General features: G+C 65.7%; 15 protein-coding genes and 1 pseudogene. 5 read left to right on the top strand and 11 right to left on the bottom strand.

Annotated elements, in window-relative coordinates; translation table 11 throughout:
* Positions 1 to 118 precede the first annotated feature (118 nt).
* Positions 119 to 1,420, top strand: a complete 1,302-nt coding sequence (locus HNR05_RS14250) for a sensor histidine kinase (RefSeq protein ID WP_179579742.1) — start codon at positions 119 to 121, stop codon at positions 1,418 to 1,420.
* Positions 1,417 to 2,121: a response regulator gene (locus HNR05_RS14245; protein ID WP_179579741.1), complete on the top strand. Its 705-nt coding sequence runs from the start codon at positions 1,417 to 1,419 to the stop codon at positions 2,119 to 2,121. The genes HNR05_RS14250 and HNR05_RS14245 overlap by 4 nt, the downstream gene beginning before the upstream one ends.
* Before the next feature lie 8 nt (positions 2,122 to 2,129).
* Here HNR05_RS14245 and HNR05_RS14240 read toward each other — a convergent pair whose 3' ends face one another.
* From HNR05_RS14240 to HNR05_RS14230, 3 genes are all read right to left on the bottom strand, one after another.
* A complete protein-coding gene (locus tag HNR05_RS14240) occupies positions 2,130 to 2,879 on the bottom strand; it encodes an SDR family oxidoreductase (protein ID WP_179579740.1) in 750 nt (249 codons plus the stop codon).
* 207 nt (positions 2,880 to 3,086) lie between these two features.
* Positions 3,087 to 5,093 carry a YhgE/Pip domain-containing protein gene (locus HNR05_RS14235; RefSeq protein WP_179579739.1) on the bottom strand — a complete coding sequence of 669 codons (2,007 nt, stop codon included), beginning with the start codon at positions 5,091 to 5,093 and terminating at the stop codon, positions 3,087 to 3,089.
* On the bottom strand, positions 5,090 to 7,960 hold the full coding sequence (locus tag HNR05_RS14230) for an MMPL family transporter (protein ID WP_179579738.1): 2,871 nt from the start codon (positions 7,958 to 7,960) through the stop codon (positions 5,090 to 5,092). Before HNR05_RS14230 ends, HNR05_RS14235 begins: the two co-directional genes overlap by 4 nt.
* 136 nt (positions 7,961 to 8,096) lie before the next feature.
* Between HNR05_RS14230 and HNR05_RS14225 the strand changes: the two genes are divergently transcribed.
* Together HNR05_RS14225 and HNR05_RS14220 are read left to right on the top strand one after the other, a co-directional pair.
* Positions 8,097 to 8,846: a TetR/AcrR family transcriptional regulator gene (locus tag HNR05_RS14225; protein WP_179579737.1), complete on the top strand. Its 750-nt coding sequence runs from the start codon at positions 8,097 to 8,099 to the stop codon at positions 8,844 to 8,846.
* Positions 8,847 to 9,151: 305 nt separating this feature from the next.
* The gene (locus HNR05_RS14220) at positions 9,152 to 10,015 is read left to right on the top strand and encodes an aggregation-promoting factor C-terminal-like domain-containing protein (RefSeq protein WP_246318414.1); all 864 of its coding nucleotides are present in this window, start codon (positions 9,152 to 9,154) and stop codon (positions 10,013 to 10,015) included.
* Positions 10,016 to 10,090: 75 nt separating this feature from the next.
* Here HNR05_RS14220 and HNR05_RS14215 read toward each other — a convergent pair whose 3' ends face one another.
* Complete coding sequence (locus tag HNR05_RS14215; protein WP_179579736.1) at positions 10,091 to 11,401, bottom strand: serine hydrolase domain-containing protein; 1,311 nt, start codon at positions 11,399 to 11,401, stop codon at positions 10,091 to 10,093.
* A 105-nt stretch (positions 11,402 to 11,506) separates the two neighbouring features.
* On the bottom strand, positions 11,507 to 12,796 hold the full coding sequence (locus HNR05_RS14210; RefSeq protein WP_179579735.1) for an AAA family ATPase: 1,290 nt from the start codon (positions 12,794 to 12,796) through the stop codon (positions 11,507 to 11,509).
* 154 nt (positions 12,797 to 12,950) lie between these two features.
* On the opposite strand from HNR05_RS14210, the gene HNR05_RS14205 reads away from it, so the two are divergent.
* Entirely contained in the window at positions 12,951 to 13,994 is a 1,044-nt protein-coding gene (locus HNR05_RS14205) for a hypothetical protein (RefSeq protein ID WP_179579734.1), read from the top strand.
* A 288-nt stretch (positions 13,995 to 14,282) separates the two neighbouring features.
* Here the strand turns inward: HNR05_RS14205 and HNR05_RS14200 are convergent, their stop codons facing one another.
* The 6 genes and pseudogenes from HNR05_RS14200 to HNR05_RS14175 all read right to left on the bottom strand — a co-directional run bounded on the left by HNR05_RS14200 (position 14,283) and on the right by HNR05_RS14175 (position 19,391).
* Positions 14,283 to 16,253, bottom strand: coding sequence for a bifunctional copper resistance protein CopD/cytochrome c oxidase assembly protein (locus HNR05_RS14200; protein ID WP_343062607.1), 1,971 nt, complete (start codon positions 16,251 to 16,253; stop codon positions 14,283 to 14,285).
* Positions 16,254 to 16,546: 293 nt separating this feature from the next.
* Positions 16,547 to 16,834: an HU family DNA-binding protein gene (locus HNR05_RS14195; RefSeq protein ID WP_104099750.1), complete on the bottom strand. Its 288-nt coding sequence runs from the start codon at positions 16,832 to 16,834 to the stop codon at positions 16,547 to 16,549.
* Between the two features lie 309 nt (positions 16,835 to 17,143).
* A complete protein-coding gene (gene rpsN, locus HNR05_RS14190) occupies positions 17,144 to 17,449 on the bottom strand; it encodes a 30S ribosomal protein S14 (RefSeq protein ID WP_119975823.1) in 306 nt (101 codons plus the stop codon).
* 2 nt (positions 17,450 to 17,451) lie between these two features.
* Positions 17,452 to 17,619 carry a 50S ribosomal protein L33 gene (rpmG, locus tag HNR05_RS14185; RefSeq protein WP_022885354.1) on the bottom strand — a complete coding sequence of 56 codons (168 nt, stop codon included), beginning with the start codon at positions 17,617 to 17,619 and terminating at the stop codon, positions 17,452 to 17,454.
* Positions 17,619 to 17,855, bottom strand: a complete 237-nt coding sequence (gene rpmB / locus HNR05_RS14180; protein ID WP_179579733.1) for a 50S ribosomal protein L28 — start codon at positions 17,853 to 17,855, stop codon at positions 17,619 to 17,621. Before rpmB ends, rpmG begins: the two co-directional genes overlap by 1 nt.
* 396 nt (positions 17,856 to 18,251) lie before the next feature.
* Positions 18,252 to 19,391 (bottom strand): annotated as a pseudogene (locus HNR05_RS14175) (pyridoxal-dependent decarboxylase).
* Positions 19,392 to 19,393: the final 2 nt, after the last annotated feature.

The raw sequence follows: 19,393 nt of genomic DNA, 5'->3' as shown, positions 1-19,393 counted from the left end.
ACGATAGGTGGCCCAACTGTCCCCGGATTCGGTCGTCGAGGGGATGCGCGGTCATCCCTTCGGACGAAATCGACGCGCATCCGTCACCCGCGTGTGCACCGCGCTCTATCGTGGGGCCATGCCTCCCGTACTCACCGCCTTGCGCCACTGGCTCGAACCCGCCGTCGGTGCCCTCTTTTTTGCATTCTGGGTGTCAGCCGAAATCGGGCGTCACCATGTGGGCGGGGAGCTCGCAGTCCTACTCGCTCTCTCGACGGCGCTGGCTCTCAGCCGGGTGCGCCCGCGCTCGGCTCTGCTCATCGTCGCCGGCGTGCTGCTCCTGCAGCTGCTCGGATTGCTGCCGCCGCCCGAGTCGACCACGTGGCCTGTCTATTGCGGAGTCCTCGGTGTTGTCTTCGTCGCCACCCAGAACGTGAAGTCCCCGGTGCAGTGGTACGCCCTCGCCCTCGGCATTCCGGTGGCCGGTGCCGTGGCGCTCCTGATGGTGCTCCATGGCTGGACCTCGTGGATCGGTGACACCCAGCCCCTGCGGTACGCGCTTCTGCTCATCGGCGCCGTGGCCCTCGGCCTCTACGCCGGCGCCTGGGCCGCGGGCATCGCGGTGCGACTCAACGTCACACAGCTGCGGGGCAGCGCGCTGCTGCGCAAAACCGCGACCGAGCTGGGTATGGCCGAGGTCGAACTACTGATCGGCCGCGAGCGCGACCGCATCGCCCGCGAGGTTCACGACGTACTCGCCCACTCGCTCGCGGTGGTGCTCGCCCAGGCCGACGGCGCCCGCTTCATCGCCGAGTCGCGGCCCGAGGCCACGCGTGAAGCGTTGCATGCGATTTCGGATGCCGCCCGATCGGCCCTGGTCGACGTGCGCACGTTCATCGAGGGCCTGCGTGAGGAGCCTGGCGACGAACCCCAGCCCAGCCTGGCCGATCTCGACCCGCTCATCGCCCGCCTGGCCGGCGCAGGAATGCAGGTCGGCGTGACACACTTCGGGCCTGCCAAACCACTCACCCCGGCGCAGGAGCTGGCCGTGTTTCGGATCGTGCAGGAGTGCTTGACCAACGCGCTGCGGCACGCCGGGGACCAGGCCACAACCCAGATCTCGTTCGATTGGCGCGGGCCGGGGCTTGCCTTCACGGTCACGTCCACGGGTACGGCGTCCGCCCCGACACCACCCCCGCCCACCCGGGTGGGGCACGGCATCCGGGGCATGAAGGATCGCGCACGACTGGCCGGCGGCTGGCTGACCGCGGGGCAGGCGGAGGGGCCCGACGACGACTTCTTGGTGACCGTGTTCATTCCGGCCGGGGCCGACCTTCAGCCGGAGGTCGACTCGGAGTGGGTGTCTGAGCTGCGCGCCGAGGCCGGTGCCACAGCCGGTGCACTCAACCCAGCAGATGACCGACTGAGCGTGACCGCATGAGCGCACCCGCGCCCGCGACCGCGCCCATCCGCGTTGTCGTCGTCGACGACCAGGCCCTCTTCGTCTCCGGCATGCAGATGCTGATCGAGTCGCAAGCCGACCTGGCATGCGTCGGCACGGCCCCCGACGGCCGGATGGCTGTGGAGGTGGTCGGCCGCGAGCGACCGGATGTCGTGCTCATGGACATCCGCATGCCCGTGCTCGACGGAATCGAGGCGACAGCCCGCATCCTGCAGCAGGCCACGGCACAAGTGGCTGCGGGTGAGACCGTGCCGCGCATCATCATGCTGACCACATTTCAGCGCGACGAGGCCGTGTTCCGGGCGATCCGCACGGGCGCGAGCGGGTTCATCACGAAGGATGCGACGCCCGAGTTCATTCTGGCGGCCATCCGCACGGTGCATGCCGGCCAGGCCGTGCTCGCGCCGCAGGCCACATTCGACCTGGTGCGGCAGTTCGCGACCGAGGCTTCGGATGCCGGCCGCCCTCTCGAACTCGCCATTGACGTGCTCAGCCCCCGCGAGCGTGAGATCTTCCTGCTCACCGCGCGCGGGCTGAGCAACGCCGAGATCGCGACCGCCGCGTTCGTGAGCGAGGCGACGGTGAAGACGCATGTGCGCAGCATTCTGGCCAAACTGCACCTGCAAAGCCGAGTGCAGGTGGTGATTTTCGCCTACGAGAACGGGTTGCTGCGGTACTGAGGCGCGCGTCAGCGCTGCTCGGGCCGGTGCTCCGCGAAGTACTCGGAGAACGTCGTGTGACCATAACGCGGGCCCGGCACGAGCGCTTTGCCCGTCGCGTAGCCCGCGAACGTCGTGCCCGGCAGGCGCACCGACACGATGCGGCGCTTCATCCCCGCAGCTTTCACCCACTGGGCACCGAAATGCGTCACGAAGTTCTGTTCGGGCCCGCCAATGTCGGGCACACGACCGCAGGGCGCTCCCGCCGCGAGTTCGACGAGACGCGCGGCGACCTCGCGCGGGTCGATCGGTTGCACCGGCATCCGTGGTGAGAAGAGAACGGGAAGCCGACGCTGTGCGGCGAAGATCCCCGCGACGAGCGTGTGAAACTGCGTCGCACGCAGAATCGTGTACTTCAGGCCGCTCTTCACCAGATCGGCTTCGATGGTGACCTTGTCGGTGTAATACGGCAGCGGAATCTGCTCAATCCCCACGATAGAGATCAGCACGAGGTGGGTCACCCCGGCCCGGCGTGCCGCCGGAAACAGGTTGTGGGCGGCTGCGATATCGGAGCCATTACCGGCCGTGGCCAGGTGAATCACCGTGTTGACACCAGCCAGGGCGTCACGCAACCCGTTGTTCGTGACGAGGTCACCGGTGACGAGTCCGGCACCGCTGCGCCGGCTGAATACGCGCACCTCGTGCCCGGCTTCGCGCAGCTGCGCGACCGTGGGCCTGCCCAGGGTGCCGGTTCCGCCGGTGACAAGAATTGTGGCCATCGGATGTCCCTCCTCGCGCAACGCGAACTCACCCCAGTCGCATCCTACGCGCGCCCAGAACCGCAGCAATTCCTTGTCCCCGGATTCGGATAATCAGCCGACACGCCGTGCCTCGCCGCGACGACACGCGGGGAATGGCCCGGTTATCCGAATCCGGGGACAGGAGTTTGGGGTGAACCAGCGACTGCTGCGTGCCAGAGCTCGGTGTCAGGCCGCGGCCACCGCCGGCACCAGGTGCCGCACCGCGACCGTGCGCTTGCGCGCCACCGCCAGCGTCGTCACGGCGAGGGCACCCACGGTCCACACCAGCAGCGCGACCACCGCGCCGCCGGCCCCGGCTCCCCCGTCGGCGATGATTGCCCGCAGCGCATCCTGTGCGGGCTGCACGGGCAAGAAGCTCATCACATCATCGAGCGCGGCCGGGGCCGTCGCAATGATGCTCGTGCCGATCAAGACCAGCGCCACGATCATCGAGATGAAGCGCCCCGCCCCGCCGAGCAGTGCATTCAATGCCTGGTTCGTCGCCGCAAAACCGACTCCGATCAGGGCCGCAACTCCCGCGAACGCCAACCAGCCAGCGAGAGAGAGGTCGACCAAGGTACTGAGAATGCCCGTGACGAACAGACTCTGCACCACGCCGACGAGGGCGGCCGGCAGCCACGCCCGCACGGCGAGCGACAGCGATGACTTCGTCGAACCGAGCACCTGCGCCGGAACCGCACGCAGCACAATCAGACTGGCCAGCGCACCGAGCCAGAGCGCCAACACCGCGTAGAACGGCACCCCGGTTGTGCCAAAGCTCAGCCCCGTCGCGTTGTCGGTGACGACCGGCTGCGCCACCACATCGGCCAGGTGCGTCTGCTCGCTCTCCGAATAACGCGGCAGCTGTTCGGCCGCGGTGCCGAGCCCTGCCGCCAACGACGCAACGCCGCTGCTCACGCCCGACGCGCCATCCGCAATGCCCTGCGCGCCCGTCGCGAGCGTGCCAACGCCGGTGGCCAGATCGGCCGTTCCGCCGCTCACCGCGCTGCCCGCCTCCGCAAGCGCTCCCGCACCGGATGCCGACTGGCCAATTCCCGCGGTCAACGCGGGCATGCCGTCGGCGAGCTGGTTCGCCCCGCCGGCGAGCTGGTTCGCGCCCGCCGGAAGCTGCGGGGATGCCGCCACTGCCGACAGCGTGCCTGCTGCGGTGCCGACTGCTGTCGCCACCTCGCCGACCTTCTGCTGCACCGTGGTGCAGACATCCGGGTCGGCGACCGGCGGCGTGCACACCGCGGTGGCGATATCGGTCAGAGTCGCCAATTGCTTCTGCAGTTCGACCGCCTGGCTCGACATGACGCCATTCACCTGCTGGATGCCCGCCGCGACACCGTCCGCGCCCTGGGCGAGCAGGCTCGTCTGAGCCGGCAGATCAGCGGTCTGCTGCTGCAACTGGGTCAACCCGCCCGAGAGCGCGCTGATGCCGTCTGAGAGTTGCGACACCCCGGACGACAGGCTGGAGGCCCCGGCCGATAGCTGCGCGGTTCCCGATGCGAGGTCCGCCGCGCCCCCCGCGAGCGTGCTCGTTCCGTTCGCCAGCGACGTCGCCCCACTCGCCGCCTCACCCAGCTTGTCGCCGAGTGTGTTAAACCCCACGTAGATGTTCTTCAGGTAGCTCGTCGTGATCTGGTTGCCCACGAGCCCCGCGGCCGTCGTCGTGATCACCTGGCTGATCGCATCATCGACGAGGCGGCTCTTATCGCTCGTGGCAACCTCGATCGTGGCTTTCTTCGCATCGGCCGCGTTCCCCGAGAACGAGGTCGCGGCCGCCGAGAAGTTCTTCGGAATTGTCACCACGGCCGTGAATCGGCCACTCGCCAGGCCTGCCGCCGCGTCGCCCGCATCGGTGAGCACCCAGTTGTAGTTGAACGAGCTGTCGGTGCTCGATGGGCCAGCGGATGCCGCAGCATCCGTGGCCGTACCGCTCGCGCCGCCGCCGACGAGACCGGCGGAGAGCTGGCGACCCAACGGCACGAGCTGGCCGTCGATCGTCACCGGCACATCGCTGTTCACGATCGCCGCGTTCACCTGGTGCAGACGGTCGGCGGGGTTCCAGAGCGACCAGATCAGAATTCCGGCAACGACGAGGGGCACCAAAATGATGCCGACGATCGACAGCCAGGTCACTCTGCTGTTCGTGCGGGACAGTCCGAGTCGGGCGAGCGGAGTGCTCATGCGGTTACCTCGAGTTCAGGAAGGAGCAGTGAAAGGGTGAGATCGACGATGTCAGCGGTATCGGCGCTTGGAATCGCGTCGCAGAGGGCGTCGGCCGGTGACGGCGCCAGGGTGCCGACGATGATTGACAGTCCGCGATCGGCCCGGCTGGCGGCAACCCCCGCCGCCACGAGACTGTCGCGAATGCCCGCCCGCTTCACCGCGTCGACGACCTGGTCGATGCCGTCGATCGCAATGATGCGCGGCTTCTCGCGCAGCGCCCGCTGCACGGCCAGCACCGGGTCGGCCGCCTCACCGAGCGAGACGAACGCCACCCGGGAGCGCACGGAGGCTGCCCGCACCGGCAACACGAAACCGGCGACCTTCAGGCGCCCGGCATCCGCCGTCATGCGCCCCGCAATGGTGAGCAACAGCGCGGTCACGGCCGATTCGCGGTCGCCACGCACGACGAGCGTGCCGTTCTCGCGCAACCCGAACGAGACGTCGTTGAATAGCACGTCGTCGGCGGAGGCCACACTGAGGCCCTCGGCGCTGGCCACGTCGCGGGATCCGGCCACGGGCCAGTCGCGCAGGGCAATCTCCTGATGCAGACCCTCCCCCTCCACGTCGAATGACGGCAGGATGCGGTTGAGCCACTTCGGCATATACCAGGCCTTGTCACCGAGCAGCGCGAGCACGGCCGGTACGAGTGTCATCCGCACGATGAACGCATCGACGAAGACGCCGACGGCCAGGCCGAGCGCGATGGGTTTCAGGTTCACGTCGCCCTCGGGCACGAAGGCGGCGAACACGGCGAACATGATGATGGCGGCGGCCGTGACGACCTTGGCCGAGCCGACGAATCCGGTTTCGATTGACTGACGCGCGCGGCCCGAATGCACGTAGTCCTCCCGCATGCGGGCCACCAGGAACACCTCGTAGTCCATCGCCAGGCCGAAGAGCACACCCATCAGGATGATCGGCATGAAGCTGATCACCGGGCCTTCTTTCGACACGTTTAGCGCGTCGGCGAACCACCCGTGCTCGAAGACGAGCGCGACGATGCCGAAGGATGCCGTGACGCTGAGCAGGTAACCGAGCGTCGCCTTGATGGGCACCGCGATTGAGCGGAACACCATGGTCAGCAGAACGAGCGAGAGACCCACGACGATCAGGCCGAAGGGCAGCAGGGCTCCCCCGAGCTTGTCTGAGACATCGATTCCGACGGCCGTGAAGCCCGTGACCGAGATGTCGATGCCGTATTTCTCGAGAAAGTGCGGGCGCAGATCGCGCAGTTCGGTGACGAGCGCCTTGGTTTCTTCCGATTCGGGGCTTCCGGTCGGAATGACCTGCACGATTCCGGTGTCGGCCGTGGCATTCGGCGTCGACAAGGGAACGGCGGCCACCCCGGGGAGCCCGGCGATCTCGTCGCCCAGCTTCGTCATCAGCCCGAGCGGGTCGGTGCTCGTGACGATGCTGCCGGTGACGATCAGCGGGCCATTGAAGCCGGGGCCGAAATGTTCAGAAACCAGGTCGTACGTCACTCGGGCGCTGTTGCCTTCCGGCAGCCCACCCGCATCGGGTAGGGCCAGACGCAGGCCGAGCGCGGGCACCGAGATGATGCCGAGAACGGCCACGACGGCCACGATCGTGACGATCGGGAACCGTGTCACCGCCCGCACCCAGCCGCGGAAGAAGCGGCCGGCCCGGGTCAGAGGTGCTGCCACGGGTACGGTGGGCGCAGTGCCGGTGGGCGCAGTGCCGGATGCAGCGGTGCCGGATGAATCGGCGGCATCCGTCGCCCGCTTCGCACCCTTCGCACCCCGTGCACCCTGTGCTGCCTTCGCACCCCGTGCTGCCTTCAGCTTCGGCCGCAACCGCTCGCCGGCAAAGCCGAGCATGGCGGGGATGAGGGTGATCGAGATGAGCACCGCAATCAGCACGCCGATTGCGGCGGCGACACCCATGGTGGTGAGGAAGGGGATGCCGGCGACGCCCAGTCCGACGAGCGCGATCATCACGGTCAGGCCGGCAAAGATCACGGCCGAACCGGCGGTCGCCACGGCCCGTGCCGCGGATTCCTCGGGGTCGAGTCCGTCACGCAATTGTTCCTGATGCCGCGAAATGATGAAGAGCGCGTAGTCGATACCCACGGCGAGCCCGAGCATCAGCACGAGCATGGGCGTGGTCGAGGTGATCGGGCTAAAAGCGGTGGCCAAGAAGATGAGCGCGATCGAGATGCCGACGCCGAGAAATGCGGTCGCCAGCGGCATACCGGCGGCCAGGAATGAGCCGAAGGTGAGAATGAGCACGAGCAGGGCGACGCCCACGCCGATGAGCTCGATCAGACTGAGCGACGGCATGTTCTGGCTGAACAGCTGGCCGCCGAGCGACGCGGTTGATCCGGCCGGCAGCGCCTTTTCGAGGGCCGCCGTGGCTTCATGCAAGTGGTCTATGGTGGCCGGCGTGATGTCCGAGGCCGCGCCGTCGAGCTGAATGCTGATCAGTGCGGCGGAGGCGTCACTGCTCACGGCGCCGCTGAGGTTTTTGTCGAACGGCGAGACGGCCTGGGCGACCTGAGACATGTCATCGAGTGACGTCACGCCATGTTCGATGGCGTCTGTGACGCCGGCATCGGTTACGCTGCCGCCCGGAGGGGCGACGACGATAATCTGCGCCGAGGCCCCGCTCACCTGCGGGAAGGTCGTGGCCAGCGAGTCGAGTGCCGTCTGCGACTCCGTGCCGGGAATCGAGATCGAGTTGTCGAGCCCCTTGCTGAAGAGCAGGGCACCGCCGCCGACGAGCACCAGGATCGCGATCCACGCGCCCAGAACTTTCCAGCGAGCCGTGAACGCCCAACGGCCGAGCGAATACAGCAGTGACGACACGCGGTCTCCTAATGATCGTGTGGGGAGGACGCGAGCGCAGACACGGACGCACGCGAGCAAATACAGCGACGTATCCGATACACAAATGTATCGAATACACTGGTGTATCGCAATCTACTCTCAGTAAGGTGTCAGGATGCACGACGAATCCGGCCCAGCCACCCCGCACGGCGAGAGTTCGAGGCGCCGAAAGACGCGTGAGCGCCTGCTCGAGGCGGCCTACAAGGTCTTCGCTGAATCCGGCGTGCAGGCCGCCAGCGTTGAGATGATCGCCGAGCGGGCTGGCTTCACGCGCGGCGCGTTCTACTCGAACTTCGATACGAAGGAAGAACTCTTCTTCGTGCTCGGTGAGCGCGAAATGCAGGCCAGGTTCGAGAAGCTGCAGCAGGGAATCGACGAGATCCTCCCCCGCATTTCACCGGCCGAGGCACTCGCCAGCTCGACGTTCGAGAACGTCGTCACCGAATTTCTCAACCTGCAGATGGATGATCGCCGCTGGGCCCTCATGCAGTCAGAATTTCGACTACACGCCATGCGCGACACCGCACAAGCCGCCCACTTTCTCGCCTTCGAGAACGATTTTCGGATGCGCCTGGCCGAACGCCTCGACACCGCCCTCGCAAGCGTGGGCCTTCGCTTCATCATCGCGCCCGAGGACGCGACCCGTCTCATCATCGATCTGTGCGAATCGGCGCTGCAAGAGTCGATCCTGTCCGGCGAAACGGGCCAGGATGGCGAGAACCCGCTGCTGGCCTCCCCCTACGCGTCGCGCACTCTTCCCGCGCTGATTCGCGCGTTGACCGCGCCCCTGCCGGTGCCGCCGGACGACACGACCGATACACCGCCGTCGGGGCCGCAGGCGGGCGCGCAGCGCCTCCTTTCCTAGCAAAATAGTGCCCGGTCAGGCACTTCTCAGAACTTTGCCAGCAGCGACCCTGGCCGCTTGGCTCGCACCCCGCTGCGTGCCAGTCGTCGAGCGGATCGGCGCGGTGACTCTGCGTGCGCACCGCCAGCCCGGCTGAGGCGATTGTCGGGCCCCGGCCCGGTCGATCTGACCACAACTGAGGAATCGTCCAGATGGCTCGTGAACACTGGAAACTTCGCGCCTGGCCACCCCGGCCGTGCGCCACGATTCGCGACACGATCAGGCAGCTGCCCGCGTCTGTGCCGCTCTAAGGTTGCGCCACACACATGCAGAACGCAGAATCCCAGCACGAGAACGCCCAAAACGACGGCATCCACGCCCCCCGCCTGTCCCGCCTCACCCGCACGGGAATCAGCGCCGAGAAGCGCCAGAGCCGGCGCACGCGTCTGGTCATCGCCTCGACCGCTATCGCGGCATCCGTGCTCGTAGTCGGCTCCGGCGTCGGTATCGGTCTCGCAGCCCCCAGCAGCCTGGTCACCTCCTCGACAATCGCTCCGCACACCGGCCCCGACGTCTACGACGTGCTGGCCAAAGGCCAGGCCGACCTGCGCGCGCAAAACACCATCAGCATGGCCACTGCGGTCATTACCACCGTGCAGGGCAAGACGGATGCCACTCCCCTGGTTTCGTCGGTCGCCTCCCTTTCGAAGTACAAAGCGCTTGACGCCGAAGCGGTCGTCAGCCTCACCAAACAGACCACGACCGCCGCCCAGAATGCCCAGGCCGCCGCCGCCGAGGCCGACCGGGTCGCCGCCGAGCAGGCCGCCGCAGCTGCCGCCGCCCAGGCCGCCGCAGCCGCCGCAGCCCAAGCAGCCGCCAACTCTCCCGACGCGGCCCGGGCGACAGCACGCGACATGGCCGCCTCCAGCTACGGGTGGGATGGCTCGCAGTTCAGCTGCCTCGACCAGCTCTGGCAGAAGGAATCAGGCTGGTCATACACGGCCTATAACGCCGACGGCGGCGCGACCGGCATCCCCCAGGCACTGCCGGGCAGCAAGATGGCATCAGCGGGCAACGATTGGGCGACCAACGCGGCCACCCAGATCGCCTGGGGACTCGGTTATATCAAGGGCTCGTATGGCACTCCGTGCTCGGCCTGGTCGCACTCGCAGGCCATGAACTGGTACTAAACCGCTCCGCCCGGCCCGCGGCGCGGCACAGCTACGGCACCGTTACGGCACCGCTACGGCACAGCTACGGCACAGCTACGGCGCCGGCTCGGCCGTCGGCTCGGCTGGCGGGGGCACCGGCGTCGGGCAGACCCCCGCGGCCTGCATTGCCGCTACCGCGTCCTCCGCGCTCCACGGCACGGCCAGCTCGGGAGCCTTCTGGCCTTTCACCGCTGGTTGCACCGCGGCGATGCTGGCCAATTGCAGCGCGAGCGAGTACGCGAAGTTTGCGCCCGCGGTCGAATCGTTGAGCATCACGACGATGGTCAGACCGCTGGACGGGTCGGACAAGCCGGCGGTGATGAACCCCGGGATGCTGCCGTAGCTGCCGCGCAGCGGTCCGACCTGCGTGGTTCCGAGTCCGTTGGTTTTCCATTCGGGCCCGTTCGGACTGGGCACCGTGGCCCATTGAGCTTTCGCCGACTTCTTCGAGAGCAGACTCCCCTCGGCGAGCGCCTGCGTCCACACCTTCATGTCACCAATGGTTGAGATCACACCGCCGGCCACTCCGAACATCGAGTTCGACAGTGACGTCTCGTCGAGTTTGGTCTCACAGACAGGCTGACCAGCGGCCATTGCCGCAGCGTAGCCGTTCGGGTGCGAACCGGGAATCACCAGGTCATCGGGCGCGGGGAAGCTGGTGCCGGTGAGGTTCAACGGCTCAAAAATGTACTTCTGGTACAGCGTGGGCCAGTCCGTGTTGGTAGCGGCCTGCAGCGCCATGCCGAGCAGAACGATCCCCGTGGTTGAACTCGCCCAAGCCGAACCCGGCGCCACAGGCGTACCGGCCCCCATCCCGGCCGAAATCACCTCGAGCGGCGGCCACTGGCGCTGCGGATTATTCACGAACTGCCCGTGGAGGGAGCCGTAGTAGTCAGGCAGTCCCGACGTTCCCTGACACAGTTGCCCGAGGGTGATGCCGTCGATGTCTGGCATGCGCGTGAGGTACTTCGACACCGGGTCGGTCAGGGCCACCCGCTTCTCATCGACCAGCTTCAGCAGCACGGTGCACGTCATCGCGGTGGTGTTCGTGCCGATTCGGAAGGTCATGTCGGCTTTCAACGGTCGCGAACCGCCGGCCGTTGTCGTTCCGGCGAGGCTTGTCCATTCGCCGGCCCACGGTGCCCAGACGCCGACCTCGGCACCGGATGCCCCGGCCAGGGTCATGGCCGCGGCCAGCGCGGCATCCAACTCAGCCGTGGCCTCGGCTGAAAACGGCGTGCCCGGCTCGTTGTGACTCGCCGGCGCATCACCCGCGGGCGGCGTGCAGCCGGCCAGTAGCAACGACGCACCCACCACGAGTGCGAGCAGGCCGAACCGCCGCCTGTCGTTCTCATGTTTACTCATGGCACCCCCGCGCAGCTGCTAATCCTTGAAGGATTCTATCCGGCCCGGTACGTCGGCCACGTCATCCGCAGGAATGATCAGTCACGGTTGCATCACGCCTCAGAATCACGCCCCCGTGCGACGCGTGATCTGCATGAAACGCTGCACATTTTCGTCGACGATGATGTCAGACGGGCGCAGTGGTCGGTTGAGGTAGAGACCGTCGAGACTGGTCAGCCGGCTGAGGGCCACGTAGGTCTGTCCGGGGCTGAAGACTCGGGCGCCCAGGTCGACGATCGCGCGCTCGTACGTCGCCCCCTGCGACTTGTGGATCGTCACCGCCCACGCCAACCGCAGCGGAAACTGGGTGAACTCGGCGACGACGTCTTTGCTCAGTTTCTTTGTGGCGGGGTTGTAGGTGTACTTGAACTTCTCCCACACGGCCGGTTCGACCTCATGGGTTTCGCCGTCGATGTCAACGAACACCGTCGCGTCGATCTTGGTCACCGTGCCGATCGTGCCGTTCACCCAGCGCGGCCCGCCTTCATGGCCGGCATCGTTGCGCAGGAACATCACCTGGGCGCCGACCTTCAGTTCGAGGGTCTCATCGGCCGGGTAGGTGCGGCCACCGAATTCCCCGGTGACCTCGGCCTTCGCGGTGAGTGACCGCCCCGAGAGCTTCTTCAGAGCGGATGCGTTGATGCGGTTCACCGCGTCGTTGCGCGTGGCGAGGGTGATCACTCCGTCGCTCGGCGGAGTGCGGGCACCGGCCGCATTGAGAGCACCGGCGATCTCGGCCGTGACCTGGCCATGCCGCACGGCGTTGAGCATGTGCTTGAAGTCAGCATCATGTTGCCGATGAATCTCGGTCAACTCGAAAATGCGCAGCTCGGCGTCACGCCACACTTTGGCGTCGAAGAACCAGAGCGAACGGTAGGTGTCTGTGAAATAGGCGCGCTCATCGGCGTCGCCGGGCACCGGGGCCAGCTGATACGGGTCGCCGAAGAGCACGATCTGCACTCCCCCGAAGGTGTCGTGGGGGCGCTGACGGGCCTGGCGCAGGCTGCGGTCGATCGCGTCCATCAGGTCGGCGTTGACCATCGACACCTCATCGATCACCAGGGTGTCGATGGTGTTGAGCAGTTTGCGTACCTGATCAGACTGGTCGATGACGTGGTCGGCGATCACGCCGATCGGCAGGCGAAACAGCGAATGGATGGTCTGACCGCCCACGTTGAGCGCGGCCACACCCGTGGGTGCGGCAATCACGATCTGCTTGCTCGTGTTCCAGGACAGGTGGTTCAGCAGCGTCGACTTGCCGGTGCCGGCACGTCCGGTGATGAACAGGTTCTGCTTGGTGCCCTCGATGGCAGCGAACACTGTGGCTTGTTCGGGTGAGAGCGCGATCTCTGGCACTGTGAACTTTCGATAGCGGAGTGGACATTCCACTGTAACCGCCAGCGCCGACTGCCGCTGGCGTTCTCCCCACCAGGCACGTGTTACGCACGGCCGTGCGACCCTGGATGTCGTCTGACGGCTCGCTGCCAGAGAGGCCCAGTTACGATGAGGTGTGAGCACAGGGGGCAACGCAGGGCGACAGAGTCGGTGGCGAGCGATTCTCGGAATCGTCATCATTGCGGTTCTGCTCGTTGTCGCGCTCGGAGCGACAATCGGTTCACTCAACCGCGACCTCTATAGCGCGGGCGGTTTCGTGCAGCAATACCTCTCGGCGGTAGCCCGGGCCGACACGCACGGCGCTCTCTCACTGCCCGGGGTCATGCCCACCGCCGCCGAACTGAAGAAGGCGGGTCTTCCGGCCGACCTGCCGACCACGTTGCTGCGCGGCTCAGTGCTCAGCCCGCTGGACGACATCCGTTTGGTCAGCGATACCGAACGCGAGCCGGGCCTGCACACCGTTTCCTTTGCGTTTACCCTCGACAAGGCCCCAGCCAACATGGATTTCACGGTGCGCAGTACCGGCGTGTTCGCCGGCGTGTTCACCAGCTGGCGGTTCGAGACCAGCCCCCTTGGCGTTCTCCAGGTCGACGTGGCGCACCAGTCGTTGTTCACGGTGAACGGGCTTACGCTCGACACGCGCGCTCACGCCGCGCCGGATGCCCCCGCCACATTTTCGAATCAGGCCAGCTATCTCGTGTTCGCCCCGAACCTCTACGAGATCAAGCACGATACCGCTCTGCTCACCGCGCCAGAGCAGAAGGTGCCGGTCACGAGCACCGCGGTGACGCATGTCACGGTCGATGCCGAGCCGAACGCCAGTTTTATCTCGCAGGTGCAGGCGGAGGTCGACAAGTTTCTGGACGCCTGCGCCACCCAAGAGGTGCTGCAGCCCTCGGACTGCCCGTTCGGCATCGTCATCGATGACCGCATCAAGGGCGTGCCCACCTGGTCGATCGCCGACTACCCGCCGGTGACTCTGGCGGCCGGTGAGACGGATTTCGAGATGCCCGACACCGAGGGTCAGGCCCACATCGTCGTCGACGTGCAGTCGCTCTATGACGGCGACCTCTCGACGCGTGACGAGAACGTGCCCTTTGCGATTGGGCTGGGCGTTGGCATCCGCCCGGATGGCTCGATCGCGATCCAGCTGCACTAGGCTCGCCCTCGACTACCCCGCGCGTCGCCCTCCCTCTCCCTCCGAGCCCACGACTACCCCGAGCCCTCGACTACCCCGCGAGAGTGCAGTTGTTGTTGCTTCGCGCACGCTGAGAGCCCAACAACTGCACTCTCGCGAGGCCTTGACCACCGGACAGGTCGCATCCGACGGCGCGGCGAGTCAACCCGCGGAAGCCAACCCGCGCGGCGAGCTAGCCCGCGGAAGCCGCCGACCACCGCCAAATCAGCACCAACAAGAACACCGACGCGACCGGAGAACGACCCAGAACTACCGGTCGCGCGCCGCCAGGCCGGCCAGGCGTGCGTTGTAGGCGTTCAGCTCGGCGTCGCCGGTGCGATCCGCGTTGCGGTCCAGCCGCTTGGTCTCTTTCTCGTCGCTGCGACCCCATTGGATGGCCACGGCGATCGCCAGCGCAATAGTCGGAAGCTCTCCCACGCTCCAGGCGATGCCACCACCCGCTTGTTGGTCGACAAGCGCATCAGCGCCCCAGCCCATTGCGCCGTACCAATCGGCCAAGAACAGCCCGGTGCCGGTCATGATCGCCAAGCCGAAGAAGGCATGGAAAGCCATCGTGCCGAGCAGCAGCAACAACCGGAACGGGTACGGCAGGCGGTACGGCACGGGATCGATGCCGATCAGCGACTGCACGAACAGGAATCCGGTGATCAAAAAGTGCACCGTCATCCACTCATGACCGATGTGATCAACCATCGCCCAGCGGAACAGCGGCGTGTAGTAGAACACCCAGAGTGAGCCGACGAACATCCCGGCGGCGACCAGCGGGTTGGCGAGAATCGAGGCTGGCTTCGAGTGCACGGCCAGCAGAATCCATTCGCGGGCGCCGCGGCTGCCGTCCTTGCGCTTCCGGATGGCGCGCATGGCGAGAGTGACAGGAGCCCCCGGCACGAGCAGAACCGGCACCAACATGGTCAGCGCCATGTGAGCGAGCATGTGGGTCGAAAAGAGGTACTTCTGGTAGACGTTCACGCCGCCGCTGGTGATGTAGAACAGGGCGATCATGCCCAGAACCCACAGCACCGTGCGGTAGACCGGCCAGCTGTCGCCACGCCGTCGCAGTCGCCACACGCCAACCAGGTAGAAGAAGATTCCGAAGGCACAGAACAGAACCCAGGCAAGGTCGATGTTCCACTCGGTGAAGTAGCGCGCGAAGGTGAGCGGGGGCGGCAGCGGATCGCCGGTGAGAATCTGTGCCGGAGTCGCCGCCGGAATCTCGGTCGCGACGACCTGCGCGACGGGTGTGGCCGACTTCGCCAGCGCGACGGCGACGCCGGAGGCCACACCCATGAACCCGAGTTCGCCCACGACCAGCCACCAGAACCACGGCCGGGTCGGCGAGGCGCTCTGCTGCATCCGCTCGATGAAGAAGCGTCGCTGCAGCACTCCGAAGCAGCCGAGAACGAGCAACGCGGCCACCTTGGCCAGAACGAGAAGCCCATAGGGGGTGAGAAGGTTCTCGAGTGTTCCCACACGAAGCGCGGCGCTGACGTACCCCGACACAGCCACGACGATGAAGCACACCAACGCAACCGACGAATAGCGGGCGAGCACTGTGATGAGACGTTTGTCACCCAATTGCTTGCGCAGAAGGATGATCGTCAGAAGCCCACCCAACCAGACGGCGGCGAAAGCAATGTGCAGCCCGAGTGCGGTCACGGCCGCGTTGTGTCCTGAGGCGCCGGCTGCGTGGCCTTGCTGGGCCATCGGTACAAGGGCCACGACCGACAAGATGGTCACGAAGATGAGCGCCGTGTGATTGCGTACCGCGAAACACAGCACGGTGAGTGTGGCGCCGATCAGCGTTGTGATCAGCCAGGACTGCCCGATGGCGATCTGAGTGAAGAATTGGCCGGCCGTCGCGCTGAACCGGTCATCGAAACTCAACGGCACATTGGTGACCTGCAGCATCGTGAAGAAGCCCGTCAGAGCGGATGCCACGGTGAAGAAGGCTGCGGATGCCGCGGCCACGTCGAGCGCGGCATTGAACTCGCGCTCTTTCGGGCTGAGCGCAAAGAGCGACAGTACCAAGCCACCGATCATGCCGGCAGCTCCGACGTTCACCAGAAGCTTGGCGATCGGCAGGCCCCAGCGCACCACGGCTCCGGGATCGGCCAGGGCTTGGGCGGCTGCTCCCCCGCCGATGGCGAGCCCGGCCAGAGTCGACAACAGCGCAGCCAACAGAAGAACGGCTGGACCGATGATGCGAACAAGACGAAGCACGAATCAAGCCTAACCGCCGCAGCCTGGGCAAAAGCCCGCCGCACGGGCAGAGGAACGAGTCGGGCCGGGTTGCGGGGCATCGAGTGTGCGCCGCCGGGATGACGTCACGCGCCGGCGCCTGCGCGGATGCGCAGATTCAGGCGGTTGGCGCACGCTAGACCATGCGCGAACCGCGCGAGCCTGCGCAAACTCGCGCGAGGCAGTCACCCAGGTGCTGACCCAGTACGCCGAGCTGCGTTAAACACGCAGAGGGCGTCGACTCGCGTCGACGCCCTCGTGTCAGTAGTTCGAGACTACTTGGCGGCAGCCTTGAGCTTGCTACCAGCGGTCAGCTTGACGCGGTGGCCAGCAGCAATGGCGATCTCTTCGCCGGTCTGCGGGTTGCGGCCGGTGCGAGCGGCGGTAGCCGTGCGCTCGACGCCGAGCCATCCCGGGATGGTGACCTTGCCGTCGTTGGCGACGGTGTCGGCGAGGGTTGCGAAGAATGCATTCAGAACGCTGTCAACGGCGGCCTGGCTCTGTCCGGAGTCAGCGGCAACCTTGGCAACGAGCTCGGTCTTGTTCAGCGACTTGTCAGCCATTGAGTGTCCTCCTCGGACCTTCGTCTGTTTACACAGCAATTTTGAGAGGCGGAAAACGCTCGGAAGGAGCGACTCCGCTGGTCGGTTCGACCGCGTTGAATCTAGCAGAGTTCGGTGTAGTTCCCCGTATTTACGGCGTTTTCTAACGATTTCTGTCGGCGTTTCGCCCGAATTTGGCCCAGATTTCGCCCAGGGCTGACAAACTCATGGCGTCGGGCAGCAATCATGCCCCAGATGCGAAAAGGGATGCCGACGAATGTCGGCATCCCTTTCGATGCGTGAGCGACTACCGAAGTAGACGCCCAGCCGTTACCAGCTGGACTTGGTGATGCCGGGCAGTTCGCCGCGGTGTGCCATGTCGCGGAAACGCACGCGCGAAATTCCGAACTTGCTGAGGTGTCCACGGGGACGACCGTCAACCGCGTCGCGGTTGCGCAGGCGCACCGGAGACGCGTTACGGGGAAGCTTCTGCAGGCCCTTGCGGGCGGCCTCGCGGGACTCGTCGGTTCCAGCCGGGTCGACGAGAGCCTTCTTCAGCTCAAGGCGCTTGGCGGCGTAGCGCTCAACGATCACCTTGCGCTGGTTGTTCTTGGCAATCATGCTCTTTTTAGCCATGTTTAGCGCTCCTCACGGAAGTCAACGTGCTTGCGCACTACGGGATCGTACTTCTTGAGCACGAGACGGTCGGGGTTGTTGCGACGGTTCTTCTTGGTCACGTAGGTGTAACCGGTTCCTGCCGTCGAACGCAGCTTGATGATCGGACGTACGTCATGAGCCTTAGCCATTAGATTTTCTCCCCACGTGCGAGCAGGTCTTTGACGACCGACTCGATGCCACGGGCATCAATAACCTTGATTCCCTTTGCCGAAAGCTGCAGCGTGACGCTGCGGCGAAGCGACGGAACGAAGTACGTCTTCTTCTGGATGTTCGGGTCGAAACGACGCTTGGTGCGTCGGTGCGAGTGCGAAATGTTGTGTCCGAAGCCGGGAACGGCTCCAGTCACCTGGCATGTTGCTGCCATGGTTTTCCTCCACTACCGAAGGGCGAGTGCCCTTCCCAAGATCTCTTGTCGGCGAACAGCATCCGCTCACTTCACACAGCACAGCTTCGAAAAGCAGAACTTCGAGAGGGGAGAGGATACGACGCTCGCAATGCACGCACAGATATGCGCAGCAGGGGTCAACCTTACGCGTTCCGGGCGTGTCGTGCAAACCGGCCCCTCGGCATCCGCCTCGCGCAAACTAACACCGCGGCATCCGCCTCGCGCAAACCGGCCCCGCCCGCCCCGACACCTCTCCGCATCGCGCTCCCGTTCCCTGTCCCGCGATTCGGACTTACGGATGCCGCACAGCGTGTCGCGCGCGCGGCACGCCGCACATTCCCCGAAATTCCAAATCGCGGGACAGGAACCGAGGGGTTAGTGGTGGAAGCCGGGGGAGGGGCGCTCCGTCGACATCGGGCCCTCGAGCGCGTCGAGGAAGGCCGTCTCGGCCTGGATGGCGGCCAGCAGGTCGGCGGATGTCCATGCTCAGCCCATTGCGCACCACAATGCGCCGCACCGTCACGTCGGCCAGATGGTCGGGCCGTGGATAGGCCGGCACCTGCCACCCCTTCATCCGCAGCCGGTCTGACAGGGGACAGAGGTTCCAGTTCTCTGTTTGACCAGGGGTTTGCTGCCAAGCGAAGACGGGAATGTCACTTCCGTCGCTGACGAGCTGGAAGGCATCCATCGCGCCGATCCCCACCGAGAGAAACAGAGTGATGTCGTGCGAGCCCTGCTGAATGGCCGTATATCCGTTGCGCCCGAGGTTCAAAAAGAGGTCATACTGCAGCAACACTTGCGCGCCCGGTCGCGAGAAATTCAAGGCCAGGATGGGCATTTCGCCGCCGCGATAGCTGACCCGAAAGATCAGCTTGTCGGGGAGCACATCGAGTGAGCGCCAGACGACCCAGCCGAGACCCGGATAGACCAGCCCGTATTTGTGGCCGGAGGTGTTGATGGAGTGCACCCGAGGGAGTTGGAAGTCCCATACGAGATCAGGCTGCACGAAGGGGCCACCATGGGCCCGGAGGCCCCATCCACGTGAATAGGAACGTTGTGGCCGGTCGCCGCCTGAATGGCGTCGAGCGCCGCTCAGATCTCGACGACCGGCTCGTAGCTGCCCGTGTACGTGACGCCGAGAATTGCGACGACGCCAATCGTGTTCTCGTCGACATAGTTGGCCAGATCGTGGCCGTCGCGCATCGGATGCTCGGAGGAGCCGACGGTCGAGGTTCCAATCGCGTTGGCTGCGTTGGGGGAGTGCCACAGGTCGGCAATGATGCACCAAGACCGCTCTTCGATCGCCGCCGTCTGCGGGTACTCGTCTTTGTTGATCAGGTTCTTATCGAACATGTCCGCGTAGAGCTTGTCGGCGAAGTCGTCCATCCAGGTGGTCACGAAGGTCGCCAGATTCAGTCGTGCGTTGCCATCGAGCATCGTCTCGTCGTGCACAAGCCGGTAGGCGGCCTCGGCGTCGATGCCTTCATCGGGGATGGTGTTGTGTGTGTCGGCCATCA

It is taken from the genome of Leifsonia psychrotolerans, assembly GCF_013410665.1.
GTDB classification, from domain to species: Bacteria; Actinomycetota; Actinomycetes; order Actinomycetales; family Microbacteriaceae; genus Cryobacterium; species Cryobacterium psychrotolerans_A.
Note: the sequence above shows the minus strand (reverse complement) of the source record. Positions and strands in the feature narration are given on the sequence as shown.

Excerpts from the sequence above, each read along its gene's own strand:
- rpmB (WP_179579733.1), bottom strand. The coding sequence starts at position 17,855 with ATGGCAGCAACATGCCAGGTGACTGGAGCCGTTCCCGGCTTCGGACAC.
- HNR05_RS14235 (WP_179579739.1), bottom strand. The coding sequence starts at position 5,093 with ATGAGCACTCCGCTCGCCCGACTCGGACTGTCCCGCACGAACAGCAGA.
- HNR05_RS14215 (WP_179579736.1), bottom strand. The coding sequence starts at position 11,401 with ATGAGTAAACATGAGAACGACAGGCGGCGGTTCGGCCTGCTCGCACTC.
- HNR05_RS14225 (WP_179579737.1), top strand. The coding sequence starts at position 8,097 with ATGCACGACGAATCCGGCCCAGCCACCCCGCACGGCGAGAGTTCGAGG.
- HNR05_RS14220 (WP_246318414.1), top strand. The coding sequence starts at position 9,152 with ATGCAGAACGCAGAATCCCAGCACGAGAACGCCCAAAACGACGGCATC.
- HNR05_RS14195 (WP_104099750.1), bottom strand. The coding sequence starts at position 16,834 with ATGGCTGACAAGTCGCTGAACAAGACCGAGCTCGTTGCCAAGGTTGCC.
- rpmG (WP_022885354.1), bottom strand. The coding sequence starts at position 17,619 with ATGGCTAAGGCTCATGACGTACGTCCGATCATCAAGCTGCGTTCGACG.
- HNR05_RS14240 (WP_179579740.1), bottom strand. The coding sequence starts at position 2,879 with ATGGCCACAATTCTTGTCACCGGCGGAACCGGCACCCTGGGCAGGCCC.
- rpsN (WP_119975823.1), bottom strand. The coding sequence starts at position 17,449 with ATGGCTAAAAAGAGCATGATTGCCAAGAACAACCAGCGCAAGGTGATC.
- HNR05_RS14250 (WP_179579742.1), top strand. The coding sequence starts at position 119 with ATGCCTCCCGTACTCACCGCCTTGCGCCACTGGCTCGAACCCGCCGTC.
- HNR05_RS14245 (WP_179579741.1), top strand. The coding sequence starts at position 1,417 with ATGAGCGCACCCGCGCCCGCGACCGCGCCCATCCGCGTTGTCGTCGTC.